This is a genomic window from Hydrogenophaga soli (genome assembly GCF_054777695.1).
In genome coordinates this window covers 164369-179538 of sequence record NZ_BAAHAK010000008.1, presented here as the reverse complement: position 1 = coordinate 179538, position 15170 = coordinate 164369, and the positions used below count along the sequence as shown (strand labels likewise).

18 protein-coding genes are annotated in these 15170 nt (G+C 68.9%); 6 read left to right on the top strand and 12 right to left on the bottom strand.

Translation table 11 applies throughout. The features are described from left to right. Positions 1-14: 14 nt before the first annotated feature. Positions 15-686 carry a BON domain-containing protein gene (locus ACYVB7_RS15215; protein WP_460509241.1) on the bottom strand — a complete coding sequence of 224 codons (672 nt, stop codon included), beginning with the start codon at positions 684-686 and terminating at the stop codon, positions 15-17. 71 nt (positions 687-757) lie between these two features. Then, a complete protein-coding gene (locus ACYVB7_RS15210) occupies positions 758-1171 on the bottom strand; it encodes a YraN family protein (protein WP_460509239.1) in 414 nt (137 codons plus the stop codon). A 23-nt stretch (positions 1172-1194) separates the two neighbouring features. Here ACYVB7_RS15210 and rsmI point away from each other — a divergent pair, with 23 nt between their 5' ends. Next, positions 1195-2124 (top strand): 16S rRNA (cytidine(1402)-2'-O)-methyltransferase, encoded by a 930-nt coding sequence (rsmI, locus tag ACYVB7_RS15205; protein ID WP_460509328.1) that lies wholly within the window; start codon positions 1195-1197, stop codon positions 2122-2124. A gap of 35 nt (positions 2125-2159) precedes the next feature. Here the strand turns inward: rsmI and ACYVB7_RS15200 are convergent, their stop codons facing one another. From ACYVB7_RS15200 to ACYVB7_RS15185, 4 genes are all read right to left on the bottom strand, one after another. Next, positions 2160-2525, bottom strand: coding sequence for a hypothetical protein (locus ACYVB7_RS15200; RefSeq protein WP_460509237.1), 366 nt, complete (start codon positions 2523-2525; stop codon positions 2160-2162). Positions 2526-2545: 20 nt separating this feature from the next. Continuing rightward, a complete protein-coding gene (locus tag ACYVB7_RS15195) occupies positions 2546-3820 on the bottom strand; it encodes a 3'-5' exonuclease (protein WP_460509234.1) in 1275 nt (424 codons plus the stop codon). A 44-nt stretch (positions 3821-3864) separates the two neighbouring features. Continuing rightward, on the bottom strand, positions 3865-6090 hold the full coding sequence (gene dinG, locus ACYVB7_RS15190) for an ATP-dependent DNA helicase DinG (protein WP_460509326.1): 2226 nt from the start codon (positions 6088-6090) through the stop codon (positions 3865-3867). A 144-nt stretch (positions 6091-6234) separates the two neighbouring features. Continuing rightward, the gene (locus tag ACYVB7_RS15185) at positions 6235-6534 is read right to left on the bottom strand and encodes a flagellar basal body rod protein FlgC (protein ID WP_460509232.1); all 300 of its coding nucleotides are present in this window, start codon (positions 6532-6534) and stop codon (positions 6235-6237) included. Positions 6535-6677: 143 nt separating this feature from the next. Here ACYVB7_RS15185 and ACYVB7_RS15180 point away from each other — a divergent pair, with 143 nt between their 5' ends. Beyond that, positions 6678-7652 carry a chemotaxis protein gene (locus tag ACYVB7_RS15180; protein WP_460509229.1) on the top strand — a complete coding sequence of 325 codons (975 nt, stop codon included), beginning with the start codon at positions 6678-6680 and terminating at the stop codon, positions 7650-7652. A 64-nt stretch (positions 7653-7716) separates the two neighbouring features. Here the strand turns inward: ACYVB7_RS15180 and ACYVB7_RS15175 are convergent, their stop codons facing one another. The 4 genes from ACYVB7_RS15175 to ACYVB7_RS15160 form a co-directional block, all read right to left on the bottom strand. Further along, positions 7717-8244: a FlgO family outer membrane protein gene (locus ACYVB7_RS15175; protein ID WP_460509227.1), complete on the bottom strand. Its 528-nt coding sequence runs from the start codon at positions 8242-8244 to the stop codon at positions 7717-7719. Continuing rightward, a complete protein-coding gene (locus ACYVB7_RS15170; RefSeq protein WP_460509225.1) occupies positions 8241-9002 on the bottom strand; it encodes a hypothetical protein in 762 nt (253 codons plus the stop codon). Before ACYVB7_RS15170 ends, ACYVB7_RS15175 begins: the two co-directional genes overlap by 4 nt. A gap of 100 nt (positions 9003-9102) precedes the next feature. Next, positions 9103-9312 (bottom strand): YjfB family protein, encoded by a 210-nt coding sequence (locus tag ACYVB7_RS15165; protein WP_460509223.1) that lies wholly within the window; start codon positions 9310-9312, stop codon positions 9103-9105. An 81-nt stretch (positions 9313-9393) separates the two neighbouring features. Then, entirely contained in the window at positions 9394-9870 is a 477-nt protein-coding gene (locus ACYVB7_RS15160; RefSeq protein WP_460509221.1) for a MarR family winged helix-turn-helix transcriptional regulator, read from the bottom strand. A 124-nt stretch (positions 9871-9994) separates the two neighbouring features. Between ACYVB7_RS15160 and ACYVB7_RS15155 the strand changes: the two genes are divergently transcribed. The 3 genes from ACYVB7_RS15155 to ACYVB7_RS15145 are packed head-to-tail and all read left to right on the top strand — an operon-like array spanning position 9995 to position 13087. Then, positions 9995-11215 (top strand): 3-hydroxybenzoate 6-monooxygenase, encoded by a 1221-nt coding sequence (locus ACYVB7_RS15155; RefSeq protein WP_460509219.1) that lies wholly within the window; start codon positions 9995-9997, stop codon positions 11213-11215. Between the two features lie 57 nt (positions 11216-11272). After that, positions 11273-12355: a cupin domain-containing protein gene (locus ACYVB7_RS15150; protein ID WP_460509216.1), complete on the top strand. Its 1083-nt coding sequence runs from the start codon at positions 11273-11275 to the stop codon at positions 12353-12355. A 6-nt stretch (positions 12356-12361) separates the two neighbouring features. After that, the gene (locus ACYVB7_RS15145; RefSeq protein WP_460509214.1) at positions 12362-13087 is read left to right on the top strand and encodes a fumarylacetoacetate hydrolase family protein; all 726 of its coding nucleotides are present in this window, start codon (positions 12362-12364) and stop codon (positions 13085-13087) included. 34 nt (positions 13088-13121) lie between these two features. Here ACYVB7_RS15145 and moaC read toward each other — a convergent pair whose 3' ends face one another. Continuing rightward, on the bottom strand, positions 13122-13619 hold the full coding sequence (moaC, locus tag ACYVB7_RS15140) for a cyclic pyranopterin monophosphate synthase (protein WP_460509211.1): 498 nt from the start codon (positions 13617-13619) through the stop codon (positions 13122-13124). Positions 13620-13748: 129 nt separating this feature from the next. On the opposite strand from moaC, the gene ACYVB7_RS15135 reads away from it, so the two are divergent. After that, positions 13749-13913: a hypothetical protein gene (locus tag ACYVB7_RS15135; RefSeq protein WP_460509209.1), complete on the top strand. Its 165-nt coding sequence runs from the start codon at positions 13749-13751 to the stop codon at positions 13911-13913. A 25-nt stretch (positions 13914-13938) separates the two neighbouring features. Here the strand turns inward: ACYVB7_RS15135 and pcaF are convergent, their stop codons facing one another. Beyond that, positions 13939-15144 (bottom strand): thiolase family protein, encoded by a 1206-nt coding sequence (gene pcaF / locus ACYVB7_RS15130; RefSeq protein WP_460509206.1) that lies wholly within the window; start codon positions 15142-15144, stop codon positions 13939-13941. Positions 15145-15170: the final 26 nt, after the last annotated feature.

Below are 15170 nucleotides of genomic sequence, written 5' to 3'. Positions count from 1 at the left end.
GGCCCTGACTCGAATCAGTTGCCCGCCTTGGGCTGGTCGTTCTTGGCGGGTTGCTTGGGCTGGATGCGGGCCAGCTCCTCTTCGGAAATGACCTCGAACACCCGCACCACCCGCTGAACACCCGACACCGAACGCACCACGTCGGTCACGCGGTTGGCCTCGCGTTGGGTGACACGGCCCATCAGGTAGACCGTGCCGCGTTCGGTGATGACGTCAAAGGCATGGATGGACAGCGACTTGTCATCCACGATGGCCGCCTTCACCCGCCCCGACACCAGCGTGTCGGACGAACGCTGGCTGAGGCTGGAGTTGCCAGCCACCGCCAGCTCGTTCACCACCGAGCGCACGTTTTCCACCTGCCCGGCAATGCGCTCCACCTTGGCCTTGTCGGCCTCGGTCGGCACCTCGCCCGTCAGCAGCAGCTGGCGGTTGAAACAGTTGAAGTTGATGTGCCCCTTGTCGCCCAGCGCGTCGCGCACCTGGCTGGCGGCCTTGAGCTCGATGGTTTCGTCCTCCAGCTGCGTGCCGGAGGTGCGGCGGTCCACCGCCACCATCACCCCCGTGGCGGCCACCCCGCCCACCACCAGCGGGGCGCAGGCTTGCAGCGACAGCCCCAGCGTGGCCACGGCCACTGCCGTCAGCACGGCACGGTTGAACGACGAGAAACGGACGGTGTTGATGGGCATGAACTCACTCCAGTCAGGAACAGGCGGGCATGATACGAGACGCACATGACGCCCCGAGTTCCCCACCCCGCTCAGGTGTAACCGGCGGCATCAAACGCCGCCTTGTGCCACTGCACCACCCCAGGCCCGTCGATGGCCACCACGTCAAAGCGGCAAGGCGGCAGGTCACGCAGCCGGGCCAGGTAGTGCCGCGCCGCAAACACAATGCGCCGCTGCTTGACGTGGCCCACGCTGGCCGCCGCGCCGCCAAAGTCGGTGCGGGCGCGTCGGCGCACCTCCACAAACACCAGGGTGCCGTCGGGTTCGCGCACGATCAGGTCCACCTCGCCGCCGCCGCGCCCGGGTGTGCGGAAGTTGCGGGCCACCAGGCGCAGCCCCGCCGCCTGCAAATGGGACAATGCCTGCGCCTCGGCCTCGTCGCCCACGGCCTTGGTGGTGCGCACCGCCCCCGCGCCCCAGCCCTGTTTTGTCCCGGAATCCGACATTGAACACGCCCTCCACAGCCCCGTTGTCGTCCAGCTTTGCGCTGGCGGTCCAGGCCGCCCATCAGGCGGCTGGCCAGCAGCATTATCCCGAGGCCACGCTGTACGTGGTGGCCACCCCCATCGGCAACCTGGCCGACATCACCCTGCGGGCGCTGGAGGTGCTGCAACGGGTGGACACCATCGCCTGCGAAGACACCCGCCACACCGCCGCGCTGCTGGGGCAGTATGGGCTGCACAAGCCCCTGCTGGCCCTGCACCAGCACAACGAGGCCCAGGCCGCCCAGACCGTGGTCGAACGCCTGGCCCAAGGCCAGCGCGTGGCCTACGTGAGCGACGCGGGCACCCCCGCCGTGAGCGACCCCGGCGCCCGCCTGGTGCGTGCGGTGCAGGCCGCCGGGCACCGCGTGGTGCCCCTGCCCGGGGCCAGCAGCGTCACCACGCTGCTCAGCGCCTCGGGCGCGGGAGAGCTGGGGTTTGACTTTGTGGGTTTTCTGCCCACCAAGACCACCGAACGCCAGCGCGCCGTGCAGGCCCTGGCCACCCGAGCCCAGGCCCTGGTGCTGCTGGAAGCGCCCCACCGCATCCACGACCTGGCCCAGGCCCTGGCCGTGCTGGGCGCCCGCCCGGTGACGCTGGGCCGCGAACTGACCAAGCAGTTCGAACAAATCGTCACCCTGGCCTGCGCCGACCTGCCCGCCTGGCTGGCCGCCGACGCCCACCGCGGCAAGGGTGAATTTGCCCTGGTGCTGCACCCGCTGGCCCCTGCAACCGACGAAGACGCCGATGCGCTGACCGAGCGCGAACAACACACCCTGCGCCTGCTGCTGGCCGAACTGCCCACAAAGACTGCGGTGAAACTGGCGGTGGAGATCCTGGGCCGCCCGCGCAACGTGCTGTACGCCGCCGCACTGGCGCAGCAGTCCACCCCCGACGAGCCCAACGCGGCGGACTGACGCCGCCACCAGGCCCGCTTCAGGGCGAAGGGTCTTCAGGTCTTGGGGTGACCGGGGTCGGACGCTTCAATGCGGCGGGGCTCCACGTCGGTGGCCGCTTCGGCGGTGTGGGCGCGGGGCGACACCTCGCGGAATTCCACATCCACCACCTCGGTGGCCGTGGCCGACGCCCCGCCATCGGTGGTGGTGTAACGCCGCTGGTACTGCCGCCACACCTTGGACGCCGCCGTCTGCTGCCAGCCCCGCCAGCCAAAGGGCTGGCCGGTGAGCAAGGCCCGCAGCCACACCACCCCCAAAAACGCCAGGGTGAACAGCAGCAGCACCCCGGCCACGGTGAGCACCAAGGCCCCCGCCACCAGCATCCAAAACACCCGCCAGAGGCGGTTCAGCACATCGGTCAACACAGTCGGTCCTTGCTTGTTCAGGCCCCCGCCTCGCGGGACGGCGCTTCGGTAGACCCATCATCGAGCCCGTCGTTCCCGCCCACCGCCCGCATGGACACCTCGCCCGGGCGCGGGCTGTAGCGGTGGTGGGCGTCCAGGGTTTCCACCCGCACGCGCACCGCCCGGCCACCGTACACCGCGTCGGCCAGCCAGCGCAGCTCGGCCCGCAACGCGGCCTCGGTGCGCAGCACCGTGCCCCACACGCGCTGGTTGCCGTCCCAGCGGTAACCGCGGGCCTTGAGCGCGTCCTTGGCCTCGAACGGCGCGCCCGTGGCCTGCAAGCGGTGTTGCGGCTGCCGGGCCGCTTGCAGCAGCTCGGCCAGCAGGGTGGGTGCCGGGGTTTCCGAGGGCGTGGAAGCGCCCTCGCCAAAGGCGCTGGCGGGTCGGCTCAGCACCGCCAGCAGGGCATGGCAGTCGGTCTCGGCGCGGTGGGCGTCGTAGAACAGGCCCAAACCCAGGGCCAGGCTTTCGAGCTTGGCACTGCCCTGGCCCAGGGCTTTCCAGTCCAGGTCGGCCCACGAACAGGCCCAGGCCCGTGCGGCAAAGTGGGGGCAGCGGGCTTCCACAAACGGGCGGTCGAACCCGGCGTTGTGGGCCACCACCAGGTCCACGCCGTGCAGCAGCTCGGTCACACGGGCATCGTCCAGCCGCTGCCCGGCCAGCAGGGCGTCGGTGATGCCGGTGATCTTCACGATCTCGGCGGGCAGCGGGCGGCCCGGGTCTTCCAGCCCGTCGTACACCTGCACCGGGCCGAAGGGCTGGCCGGTGCGCCGATCCACCGCCACGCGCAGCAGCGCCAGTTCGATGACGCTGTCACGCGACGCGTCCAGCCCGGTGGTTTCGGTGTCCAGCACCAGCACCTGCGCCAGATCGGCCCCCTCGGGCGCGGGGCCAAAGTCCAGCGTGGGCACCAGGCGGCGCAGCACGCGGTAGTCGGGGTGGGCGTCCAGCGCCTGGGCCATGCCTTCGGGCGACAGCGCTGGCGGCACGACAGGCACGCTTTCCGCGGCTACGGGAGGGGCCGCCACGGCCCCCGCTGCGGCGCTGGAGATCTGCTGCGCCAGGGCGACCGGCGCCACCGAAGCCACCGCGGGCGGCGCCGTTGGCACTGCCGCCGCGGGGGTTGTCGCGGCGGGTTTGCGGCGGGCACGGGGGGCCTTGGGCGGAGCGGGCGGCAGCGCCTGCTCGAACTCATCCCCAAAGGCCAAGCCCAGTTGCGGCGAAACGGGGGCATCAGAATTCTTCAAAACCATAGCAAGCAACTGAATCAGGAAAAGCGGTAGAGCCTGAAAAAACTTCAAACATCGCCACGGCGCACCTGGGTGAACGGGGGCAGGCCTTGCAGCAGGCGCTGGCCGTAGGGGGTGGACAGCAGACGGCGGTCGTAACAGACGATGTGGGCCTGGTCGGTTTCGGTGCGGATGGCGCGGCCCGCCCACTGTGCCAGGCGCACCGAGGTGGCGGGCACGGTCAGCTCCATGAAGGGGTTGCGACCCTGGGCCTCCAGCCATTCGGCACGGGCCTGGCCCACCGGGTCGTCGGGTGAGGAAAACGGCAGTTTGGCAATGAACAGGTGGGCACACAGCGCTCCGGGCAGGTCCAGCCCTTCGCCAAACGACTGCATGCCGAAGATGATGGACCGCTCGCCCCGCCCCACCGCCTGGCGGTGGCGCTGCAGCAACACGGTGCGCGGCCATTCGCCCTGCACCAGCACATAGGGGCGCAGGCGGTCGGGCAACTGGTCGGTGGCCTGGCGCATCTGGTCGCGGGAGGTGAACAGCACCAGGGCCCCGCCGTCCACCTCGGCCAGGTCGGCCATGAGCAGGCGCAGCATGTCGGCGGTGAAGGCGGCGGCATCACGCGGGTCGGCCCGGGTGGCGGCCACTTCAAAACGGCCCTGGCGGGCAAAGTCGAAGGGGCTGGGCACCTCCAGCGCAGTGGCACCGGGGTCGTTGTTCAGGCCGCTTTCGGCCAGAAAGAAGTCGAACTTGCCACACGAGGTGAGCGTGGCCGAGGTCAGCACCGCCGCCCGCACTCGGGGCCACAGGTGCTGGCGCAACACGTTGCCCGGCAGCGTGGGGCTGGCGTGGGCACGCACGTTCAGCTGCTCGCCGCTGAACTGGAAGTCCAGCCACTTGGCCACCGGCGGTTGCTGCGGCTCCAGGCCCGAGAGGAACAGGCGGGCGCAGTCGGCCAGTCCCTCCAGCCGCGGGGCCAGCGTGCCCATCTGGGCGTACAGCTGCGACAGGCGGCGGGCATCCTCGGGCTTGTCCTTGATTTCGGCCTTGAGCACCTTGGCCAGCCCGGCCAGGTGGGCCAACCAGGCATCGGCGGCATCCAGCACAGCCTGCCAGTGTTCGGCCATGCCGTCAGGCAGCAGGCCCTTGGGCAGGCGCACCTGGACCGGCCCTTCACGCACAGGCGTGGGTGCACCGCCCCGCCGGGCGCGGAAGCCGCCCGCACCTGGGGCGTCGTGGGGGCGGGCGCCTGAAGAAGTGTCGGGGCGCAGGTGGTCCACCACCCAGCGGGCCAGCTCCTGCACGGCCAGGCGCAACTGGGCGGCGAGCTTGGGTGAATCCACCGCGTCGGACAGGTACAGCGCCGCGCCCACCTGCAAGCCCCGCTGGGCCAACTGGTCCACCCAGCGCAGGCGGGTGAGGTCGGCGCTTCCGGTGAACTGGTCCAGCGCCACGGCGGGCAGGTGGTGGGCTTCGTCCAGCACCAGTAGGCTTTGGTCCAACTCGGGCAACACCCGCGCGCCCAGGGAGGACAGCAGCAGGTCGTGGTTGACCACGATCACCTGCGCCCCCACCAGCTCCTTGCGCCGCTCGAAATAGGTGCAGCCGTTGAACAGCGGGCAGTGTTTGCCGGTGCACGAGGCGGCTTCGGCGGCCACCGGCAGCCAGTCGGCAGCGTCGGGGGTGGTGGGCAGGCTGTCGCGGTCGCCGTCCCAGGAGCCGCTGGCCAGGGCCTGCGCCCAGGTCTGCCAGCGCACGGGGCGCTCGGCGGCCTGGACCTGGGCTTGGGTGGACGCCCGTTCCGCGGCCTGGGCGGCGGCGTCGGCAAACAGGTCGTCGTCGGCCTCGACCGGGTCACCGCCCAGCTGGCGCTCCAGCTTCAGGCGGCACACATAACGCCCCCGGCCTTTGGCCAGGGCAAATTTGAAGGGTTGCGGCCACACCGAGGCCAGCGCGGGCAGGTCCTTGTTCACCAGTTGCTCTTGCAGGGCCACAGTGGCGGTGGAGATCAGCACCCGGGCGTTGCGCGCCAAAGCCAGAGCGATGGCCGGGGCGCTGTAGGCCAGCGACTTGCCCACGCCGGTGCCGGCCTGTACCACGGCCAGGCGGCGGCCTGGCACGTCGGGGGCGGGTTCGGCCTCGGCGCCCAGCACCGGCAGGGGGTCGCGGGGGCCACCCAATTCGGCTTCGGCAAAGGTGCGGGCCACCTGCTCGGCCATCTGGCGCTGGCCGGGGCGGCTGACCAGGCCTGGCAGGCGCTGCAAGGCCGCGTCGAACGACGCCATGGCAACGCGCACGCGGGCATCGGCCTCGCTTTCAAGGGGGCCGGTCAGTGACAAGGGAGGGGCGCGCGAGGCGAACTCAGAACAGGAACCAGCAAAACGGTCAGGATCGGTCGGGGGCGGTGGATGGCGAGGGGACCAGCAGGCTCAGGCTTTGGCGTCGAGCAGGCTGCCCATGACCTGGTCGGCGGTTTTGAGCACCTGCAGGTTGGCCATGAAATCGGTCTTGGCCTGCATCTGGGCCACCACTTCTTCTTCCAGGGCCACGCCTTCGGTGGCGGCCCGGCTGAAGTTGACCACCACGCCGCCCTGCGGCTGGGGTTGGGCCTGCACAGCCACGGGTTTGTAACCCGGGGTCTGGAGGTTGGCGACGTTGCTGGCCGAGGCGTTCAAGCGCGCCTGCGCGGCCTGCAAGCCAGACTGGGCGATCGACGACAGGGTTGGCATGGGACGCTCCGTGAGAAAAAGCCGATTGACACAAGACAAACAACAAAAGCAGTGCCGATCATTGCCCGGGGGTAACAGACCCTCCTAGAATGGCTCATCGGCATTTGTTGTCCGTCAATCGCATTTTTTCACAGGATCCCGGCATGAGCACCCATTCCATTCAACAAGAAGTGGACGAACGGTCGAACCTGACCAGTTCCAACAAATTCGAGATGTTGTTGTTCCGGCTGGGGGTGGTGAAGCCGGGCGGTCAGTCAGAGCTGTATGGCATCAACGTGTTCAAGATCCGCGAAATCGTGGCCATGCCCGAAATCACCGAAATGGCCGGATCGTCCAAACACATGCTGGGCATGGTCAACCTGCGCGGCCAGATCATCCCCGTGATCGACCTGCCAGCGGTCATCGGTGTCACGCCCGAAACCGGGTTGAACATCATGCTGGTCACCGAATTCGCCCGCACCACCCAGGCGTTTGCCGTGGAAAGCGTGGAAGACATCGTGCGCATGGAATGGGGGCAGGTGCTGCCTGCCGAGCGCGGCGCCCAAGGCGGCAAGGTCACCAGCATTGCCCGCCTCGATGGCAACGTGACCGGCTCGCGGCTGGCCCAGGTGCTGGACGTGGAGTCCATTCTGGGCGAAATCATGCCCAGCGAAGAAGCTGAAGTGGACCCCGCCGATGTGGGGCCCGTGGTCAAGATCAAACCCGGCACCGTGGTGCTGGCCGCCGACGACTCCTTCGTGGCCCGCGCCATGATCGAATCGGGCCTGAAGGCCATGGGGGTGGCGTACGTCATGACCAAGTCGGGGCAGGAGGCCTGGGAGCGCCTGCAGCACATGGCGGCCGACGCCGAGTCCAACGGCCAAACCATCACCGACCGTGTGGCCATGGTGCTGACCGACCTGGAAATGCCCGAAATGGACGGTTTCACCCTCACCCGCAACATCAAGCAGGACCCGCGGTTCCGCAACCTGCCGGTGGTGATCCACTCCTCGCTGACCGGTGCCACCAACGAAGACCATGTGCGCAAGGTGGGGGCCGATGGCTACGTGGCCAAGTTCCACGCCGACGACCTGGCTTCCACGATCCGTGGCGTGCTGAACCGCTACAACATCCACTGACCCACTGACGCGGCGGCACCCCAGCCGCTGTGCCGGGGCGGGCATGCGCCCCGCCCCCCCTGTTTCAGCGCAACAAGCCTTTGATGTTGGCGTTGAGGGGCAGCGCGTAGTCGTGCGCGGCCATCACGGTGTTGCCCTCGGGGCGCACCAGTTTCAGACTGACGTACAGCGTCTGCCCCGACGAGGTGTAGGTGCCCACCACCACCGCCTGCGCGTTGTGCGACTGACTGACGTCGCGCACCTCGCGCGACAGCAGCAGGGCCCCCGTGGTCTGTTTCATGAAAAGCTGCTCGCGCAGCTTCAGCTCCACCACCCTCGCCCCCTGCGAGGCCAGGCGGCTGGCAATGTGCTCGGAAAACAGCCGCCCCAAACGCGAGGATTCACCCAGGTCTTCCTGATCGACCAGGGTGGCCACCAGCACGGGCTGCGACGGGTCGAGCTTGACCTTTTGCATCAGGGCGTCGGTGGCCCGGTGGTTGACCACGATGAGGTTGGAGCCCAGGCCCTCGTCCACCGACGCACAGCCCCCCAGCAGGGAGGCCGTCAGGGACACCATCAGGGTCAAGGCCCCAGCAAAGGTGCGGCGCTTCATGACCCGATCACCTTCCATTGTTTGACCGGGGCTGGCGGCGGCGGGGGCGGGGGCTCCAGGAACAGCGAGGCGTCGGCGGCGTCGATGTAGTAGATGTCGGACGTGCGCGCCACGATGCGCGGCCCTTGTTCCACCGTGGTGGACACCAGCAACTCGGTGCGGGTGGGGCCGCCCAGAGCTTGTCCCGACAGGTGCTGCTGCGCCAGGTCCATGCCTGTGGCCGCGGCCAGGCCCAGGGCTGCCCCGCCCAGTTCGGTGGGGGGGTAGAGGTACATGCCGCGCAACACCGACAGCCCCGCCGCCAGGAAGGTGAGCGGGAATTGGGGCGCGTTGAAGGCGCTGCTGCGGTGCTGCACCACCTGCACGTCGAACACGATGCGGGCGTGCACCTTGTGGCCCTCGGTGGGCTGGGTGGACATGGGCACACCGCTGTTGACCAGCCGCGTCAGCAGCAGGCTGGAAAACGCCCGGTGAAACGGCGACACCGTGCTGGACTCCAGGTGGTAGGCCCCGGAGGCATCTGGCACCGCGGGCAAAGCCGAGGCAGATATGCGCATGGCCACGTCGTCGGCCAGCACGTTCCAGTGGTGCACGGCGCGGGCCTTGAGCTGGTCGGTGGCGGGGTAGTTTTCAGCCCGGGGCACGTCCAGCGTGGTGCATCCGGCTTGCGCAGCCAGCAGCACAGCGATCACACCACCCTGGACCTTGCGGGTCAGGCGCTGGCGCACGGAAGGGCGAAGGGGAGTTTGGGGTGTCATGGCCGGACGTTTTTTCACGCGCTGCCATGCAATGTACCGGGGGGCTGTGGGGGCTAAACCCGCATCAACCGGGCAAACGCCCCGTTATTCCGCCCTCGGCTCAGGCCAGCACGTTGACCTGGGTGCCCAGGTTGCCCTCGGTGGCCAGGGGCAGTTCGCCCGTGGTGGGCAGCGCTTGCAGCAAGGCCAGGGCACCGGAGGCTTCGGCGTTGAGGGCCTTCTTGAGCACGCTGACCTGGATGGCCTGGCTGGTCTGCGCGTCGGCCATGGCGGTGGCCACCTGCACCAGCCCTTGTGTGGAAACGTCCATGGTCTTCACCCCCGAATCATGCTGAACATGAGGGCTTATCGGCCTTGCAGGGCCGGACTTGACCCGTTCGTGGGCGGTCGCTCAGGCGGGCTGGCCGTCGGACGGGCCTTCCCCGGCCTGGGCATGTGTGTCCACCAGGGTGCGCAGCATGCGCATGAACAGCCCCTGCTCCTCGGGCGACAGCGGCGACAGGATGCGGGCCTGCGCCGCCAGCACCCGGTCCTCCACCTCGGCCAGCAGGGCCACGCCTTCGGCAGTGGCGCTGAGCAGCTTGACCCGCTTGTCGGTGGACGACGCCCCCCGGCGCAACCAGCCGCGGGCCTCCAGCCGGTCCACCACCCCGGCGGTGGTGGAGGTGTCCAGCCCCAGCAGGCTGGCCAGGGTGCGCTGGTCCACCCCCGGTTGGCGGCTGACCGTCAACAAGGCCCCGTATTGCACCGGCGTGAGGCCCCAGCCCTCGGTTTCGGCCACAAACAGGGCCACCGCAATCTGCTGCAAGCGGCGGATGTAGGGCCCGGGCAAAACATCCAGGGCCAGCGGAGAGGGGGAAGGGCTCATGGCAGATCTGTGCAGGCAGGGTGGGGGAAGCTCAGGGAAAACACCAACTCGTCAGCATGCTGATGATATCGCTACACTTCATCAGCATGCTGATTATCAGCACACATTACATAGGAGCACACGCATGAGCACATCCCCCTCTCCCCTGCCGGTGCTGGTGTCCGGCGGCGGCATCGGCGGCCTGGCCGCGGCGCTGGCGCTGGTGCGCCAGGGTTTCCACGTGCAGGTGTTCGAACAGGCCGCGGAGATTGGCGAAATTGGCGCGGGCATCCAGCTGGGGCCCAACGCCTTCCATGCGTTTGATGCCCTGGGCGTGGGCGACAAGGCCCGGGGCCGCGCCGTCTACACCGACTGCATGGTGATGCACGACGCCCTGGACGAAACCCTGGTGGGCCGCCTGGAAACCGGCGAGGCCTTCCGCCAGCGCTTTGGCAACCCGTATGCCGTGATTCACCGCGTGGACATCCACACCTCGCTGCTGGAAGGCGCGGTGGAAACCGGGCGCGTCGAGTTCTTCACCAGCACGCGCATCGAAAAGGTCGAGCAGGACGAGGCCAGCGGCACCGTGACCGCCATCGACCAGCATGGCAAACGCTGGCAAGGCCAGGCCCTGATCGGGGCCGATGGCGGCAAAAGCGTGGTGCGCGCCCAGTACGTGAACGATCCGCCCCGCATCACCGGCCACGTGGTGTACCGCGCCGTGGTGGACCAGGCCGACTTCCCCGACAACCTGAAGTGGAACGCCGCCAGCCTGTGGGCCGGCCCCAAATGCCACCTGGTGCATTACCCGCTGCGCGGGGGCGAGCAGTACAACGTGGTGGTCACCTTCCACAGCCGCCAGCCCGAGCAGTGGGGCGTGACCGACGGCAGCAAGGAAGAGGTGGAAAGCTACTTCCAAGGCATCTGCCCCAAAGCCCGCCAGCTGATCGAGCTGCCCAAAAGCTGGCGCCGCTGGGCCACCGCCGACCGCGAGCCCATTGGCACCTGGGTGTTTGGCCGCGCCACCCTGCTGGGCGACGCCGCCCACCCCACCACCCAGTACATGGCCCAGGGTGCCTGCATGGCGCTGGAAGACGCCGTCACCCTGGGCGAAGCGCTGCGCGTGTCCCGCACGGCGCAAGGACACGACTGGGACGCCGCCCTGGCCCTGTACCAGAAGAACCGCGTGACCCGCACCGCCCGCATCGTGCTCAGTGGCCGGGAGATGGGCCGCATTTACCACGCCGCCGGGGTGGAACGCTTGGTGCGCAACAGCCTGTGGAAAGGCCGCAGCCAGGAGCGCTTCTACGACGCCATGGCGTGGCTCTACGGCTGGAACGTGAACAACTGCCTGAATCAGGCATGAAATTGGCCTCTGTCGCTTTATAGAAAAGCGCAAGCAGCTATCAATAAGGGAATAAACATGAGCCATGCATTGGGCCGACTGGAAGACCTGCCCCAGTCCTACCGCGACGAACTCTCCGCCCTCAACCTGGTGCCCCTGTGGCCCAGCCTGCGTGCCGTGCTGCCCCCGGGCGTGCCCACCCGCCGCACCCAGCCCACCCACTGGCCTTACCAGTCGCTGCGCCCGCTGCTGATGCGTGCGGGCGAGCTGACCCCCATGGACAAGGCCGAGCGCCGCGTGCTGGTGCTGGCCAACCCTGGCCACGGCCTGGACAACATGAAGGCCAGCCCCGCCATGTATTTGGGCATGCAGCTGCTGCTGCCCGGCGAATGGGCCCCCAGCCACCGCCACACCCCCAACGCCGTGCGCATGGTGGTGGAGGGTGAAGGGGCCTTCACCACGGTGGACGGCGAGCGCTGCCCCATGCAACGCGGCGACCTGATCCTGACCCCCACCGGCCTGTGGCACGAGCATGAACACGCGGGCACCCAGCCCGTGGTGTGGCTGGACGTGTTGGACCTGCCCGTCATCTATTACGCCGAAACCTCCTACGCCATCGAAGGCCAACGCCAGCAACCCCAGCCCGGCCAGGGCGACCGCCTGTACGCCCGTGGGGGTGTGGCCCCCACCCCGCTGTTCGTCCGCCAGAACGGGGGCAGCGGGGCCACCCACGCCCACGGCGGTTACCCCATGCTGCGCTACCCCTGGGCCGACGCCAAGGCCGCGCTGCAAGCCATGGCCGCCGACCAGCCCGCGCTGGAGGCGGTGCAAATCACCTACATCAACCCCGAAACCGGGGCCGATGCACAGAACAACCTGGGCTACTACGCCCTGATGCTGCGCCCCGGCCAGACGCTGCGCCTGCCCGCCCGCTCCCCCTCGTGTGTGTTCCACCCCATCGAAGGCAGCGTGGCCGTGACCGTGGGCAACGCCGGGGAAAACGCCACCACCTTCACCCTGGCCGAGGCCGACACCTGCTGCGCCCCCGGCTACACCGCCGTGACCTTGACCAACCGCGCCCCCCACGCCCCGGCCTATGTCTTCATGGCCGATGAATCGCCCTTGCACCGCAAGCTGGGTGTGTACGAAAACCGAGGCTGAAAACCCATGACCGCCACCCCCGTGTCTTACCTGTTCAACCCGCCACCCCTCCCCAGCCTGCCCGTGCGGGGCCTGGCCGAGCGTTTTCCCGTGAACCGCATCTTCTGCGTGGGGCGCAACTACCACGCCCATGCGGTGGAAATGGGCCGCCCGGTGGACAAAAGCGTGGAGCAACCGTTCTATTTCACCAAGTCGCCCCAGACGCTGGTGGACAGCGGCGCCACCGTGGCCTACCCGCCCCGCACCCGCAACTACCACTTCGAGATGGAGCTGGTGGTGGCCATCGGTAAGCCGGGCTTTCGGGTGACCGAGGCCGACGCCCACACCCTGGTGTACGGCTGCGCCGCCGGGCTGGACATGACGCGCCGCGACCTGCAGCTGGTGGCCCGCGACAAAGGCCGCCCCTGGGACACGGGCAAGGACATCGAGCAGGGCTCGGTGTGTGCCGACATCGTGCCCCTGCCGGGTGTGTTGATCGACAGCGGGGCCATCGCGCTGAGCGTGAACGGTGTCACCCAGCAAAGCTCGGACGTGAGCAAGCTGATCTGGAACGTGCGCGAAATCATTGCCGACCTGTCCACCTACTACCACCTGCAACCCGGCGACCTGATCTACACCGGCACCCCCGAAGGCGTGGGCGCGGTGGTGCCGGGCGACCACATCACCGGCCAGGTGGACCTGGGCGCGGCGGGGGTGAGCCACGTCGCGCTCACCATCGGCCCTGCAGAGTGAAGGCCGCCGTTGCGGCGCTCAGTGGTTCAGGCCCTCAGGCCCCGGCCACAAAGTGGCCGCTCTTGCCGCCCAGCTTTTCCAGCAGGCGGATGTCGGACATCACCATGCCACGGTCGGCGGCCTTGCACATGTCGTAAATGGTGAGCAGGGCGGCGCTGCAGGCCGTCAGGGCTTCCATTTCCACGCCGGTCTGGCCGGTGCACTCGGTGGTGGCGCGGCAGCGCACGCTGTGGGTGTCGGGCTCCACCTCGAACTCCACCGCCACCCGCGTGAGGGCAATGGGGTGGCACAGGGGAATGAGGTCGCTGGTTTTCTTGGCTGCCTGGATGCCCGCAATGCGGGCCACGCCCAGCACGTCGCCCTTCTTGGCGGTGCCGCTTTGCACCAGCGCCAGCGTGGCGGGCAACATGCGGATGCGCCCCTCGGCCACCGCCACGCGGCGGGTGTGGGCCTTGTCGCCCACGTCCACCATGTGGGCCTGGCCTTGGGCGTCGAAATGGGTGAGGGGGGAAGGGGTCTGCTCGGTGCTCATGCGGGCAGTCTATCGCCACCCGCAGGCACGCGACACAGGCCGGGTGAACCGCACCTGAACCCGGACTTCAGACCCCATTCAGCGGGTCGGCTCCATCATGCCCACACCCCAACCCCACAAGGTGCCGCCATGAACGCCCATCTGAAGTCGTTTGTCCAGTCCGTTCTGCGCGCTGTGCTGCCCACGCTGTTTGTCGTGGCGCTGAGCGCGTTTGTCTCCATCCCCTATTCGCTGGGCCACCACCCGGGCGACACGCCCGTGGCGGCCACGGGTGTGGCCCGTCATGTGAGCTGAGGTGCCGAGCCGTTGGCCCGGTCACTCACACCCGCTCCAACACCAGCGCAATGCCCTGCCCCACGCCGATGCACATGGTGCACAGCGCGTAGCGCCCGCCGGTGGCGTGCAGGCGGTTGATGGCGGTGGTGGCCAGCCGGGCGCCGCTGGCGCCCAGCGGGTGGCCCAGGGCGATGGCGCCGCCCCAGGCGTTGACGCGCTCGTCGTCGTCCTTCAGGCCCAGCAGGCGCAGCACGGCCAGGCCCTGGGCGGCAAAGGCTTCGTTGAGTTCGATCACATCCAGTTGCGCCAGCGTCAGCCCGGTCTGCGCCAGCAGCTTTTGCGTGGCCGGGGCCGGGCCGATGCCCATGATGCGCGGGGCCACCCCGGCGGTGGCCATGCCCACCACGCGGGCCTTGGGCGTGAGGCCGTTCTTGGCGGCAGTGGCTTCGTCGGCCAGCAGCAGGGCGCAGGCACCGTCGTTCACGCCGCTGGCGTTGCCGGCGGTCACGCTGCCATCGGGGCGCACCACGCCTTTGAGCTTGGCCAGGGCCTCCAGGCTGGTGGTGCGGGGGTGTTCGTCGGTGTCCACCACCAGCGGGTCACCCTTCTTTTGCGGGAGGGTGACGGGGCAGATTTCGCGGGCCAGGTGCCCGGCCTCGATGGCCGCCACGGCGCGCAGCTGGCTGTTCAGGGCCATGAGGTCTTGCGCCTCGCGCTCGATGTGGAAATCCACGGCCACGTTCTCGGCGGTTTCGGGCATGGAATCGACGCCGTACTGCGCCTTCATCAGCTTGTTGACGAAGCGCCAGCCGATGGTGGTGTCGTACACCGCGTTGTTGCGGCTGAAGGCGGCATCTGCTTTGGGCATGACGAAGGGGGCGCGGCTCATGCTCTCCACGCCGCCCGCGATCATCAGCCCCGCCTCCCCGGCCTTGATGGCCCGGGCCGCCGTGCCCACCGCGTCCAGCCCCGAGCCGCACAGGCGGTTGAGGGTGGCCCCCGGCACCTCCAGCGGCAGCCCGGCCAGCAGGCTGCTCATGCGGGCCACGTTGCGGTTGTCTTCTCCGGCCTGGTTGGCGCAGCCGTACAGCACGTCGGTCAGCACGGCCCAGTCCACCTGGGGGTTGCGGGCCATCAGCGCCTTGAGGGGGATGGCCCCCAGGTCGTCGGTGCGCACGCTGCTGAGGGCACCGCCGTAGCGGCCAAAGGGGGTGCGGATGGCGTCGCAGATGAAGGCTTGGGTGGACATGGACAAACGTCTCCGGGGGGGGGGAT

What these genes read in the sequence shown, in the direction of transcription:
- ACYVB7_RS15215 (WP_460509241.1), bottom strand. Translation starts at nt 686, where the DNA reads ATGCCCATCAACACCGTCCGTTTCTCGTCGTTCAACCGTGCCGTGCTG.
- ACYVB7_RS15210 (WP_460509239.1), bottom strand. Translation starts at nt 1,171, where the DNA reads ATGTCGGATTCCGGGACAAAACAGGGCTGGGGCGCGGGGGCGGTGCGC.
- ACYVB7_RS15195 (WP_460509234.1), bottom strand. Translation starts at nt 3,820, where the DNA reads ATGGTTTTGAAGAATTCTGATGCCCCCGTTTCGCCGCAACTGGGCTTG.
- dinG (WP_460509326.1), bottom strand. Translation starts at nt 6,090, where the DNA reads ATGGCGTCGTTCGACGCGGCCTTGCAGCGCCTGCCAGGCCTGGTCAGC.
- ACYVB7_RS15185 (WP_460509232.1), bottom strand. Translation starts at nt 6,534, where the DNA reads ATGCCAACCCTGTCGTCGATCGCCCAGTCTGGCTTGCAGGCCGCGCAG.
- ACYVB7_RS15180 (WP_460509229.1), top strand. Translation starts at nt 6,678, where the DNA reads ATGAGCACCCATTCCATTCAACAAGAAGTGGACGAACGGTCGAACCTG.
- ACYVB7_RS15175 (WP_460509227.1), bottom strand. Translation starts at nt 8,244, where the DNA reads ATGAAGCGCCGCACCTTTGCTGGGGCCTTGACCCTGATGGTGTCCCTG.
- ACYVB7_RS15170 (WP_460509225.1), bottom strand. Translation starts at nt 9,002, where the DNA reads ATGACACCCCAAACTCCCCTTCGCCCTTCCGTGCGCCAGCGCCTGACC.
- ACYVB7_RS15165 (WP_460509223.1), bottom strand. Translation starts at nt 9,312, where the DNA reads ATGGACGTTTCCACACAAGGGCTGGTGCAGGTGGCCACCGCCATGGCC.
- ACYVB7_RS15160 (WP_460509221.1), bottom strand. Translation starts at nt 9,870, where the DNA reads ATGAGCCCTTCCCCCTCTCCGCTGGCCCTGGATGTTTTGCCCGGGCCC.
- ACYVB7_RS15155 (WP_460509219.1), top strand. Translation starts at nt 9,995, where the DNA reads ATGAGCACATCCCCCTCTCCCCTGCCGGTGCTGGTGTCCGGCGGCGGC.
- ACYVB7_RS15150 (WP_460509216.1), top strand. Translation starts at nt 11,273, where the DNA reads ATGAGCCATGCATTGGGCCGACTGGAAGACCTGCCCCAGTCCTACCGC.
- ACYVB7_RS15145 (WP_460509214.1), top strand. Translation starts at nt 12,362, where the DNA reads ATGACCGCCACCCCCGTGTCTTACCTGTTCAACCCGCCACCCCTCCCC.
- moaC (WP_460509211.1), bottom strand. Translation starts at nt 13,619, where the DNA reads ATGAGCACCGAGCAGACCCCTTCCCCCCTCACCCATTTCGACGCCCAA.
- ACYVB7_RS15135 (WP_460509209.1), top strand. Translation starts at nt 13,749, where the DNA reads ATGAACGCCCATCTGAAGTCGTTTGTCCAGTCCGTTCTGCGCGCTGTG.
- pcaF (WP_460509206.1), bottom strand. Translation starts at nt 15,144, where the DNA reads ATGTCCACCCAAGCCTTCATCTGCGACGCCATCCGCACCCCCTTTGGC.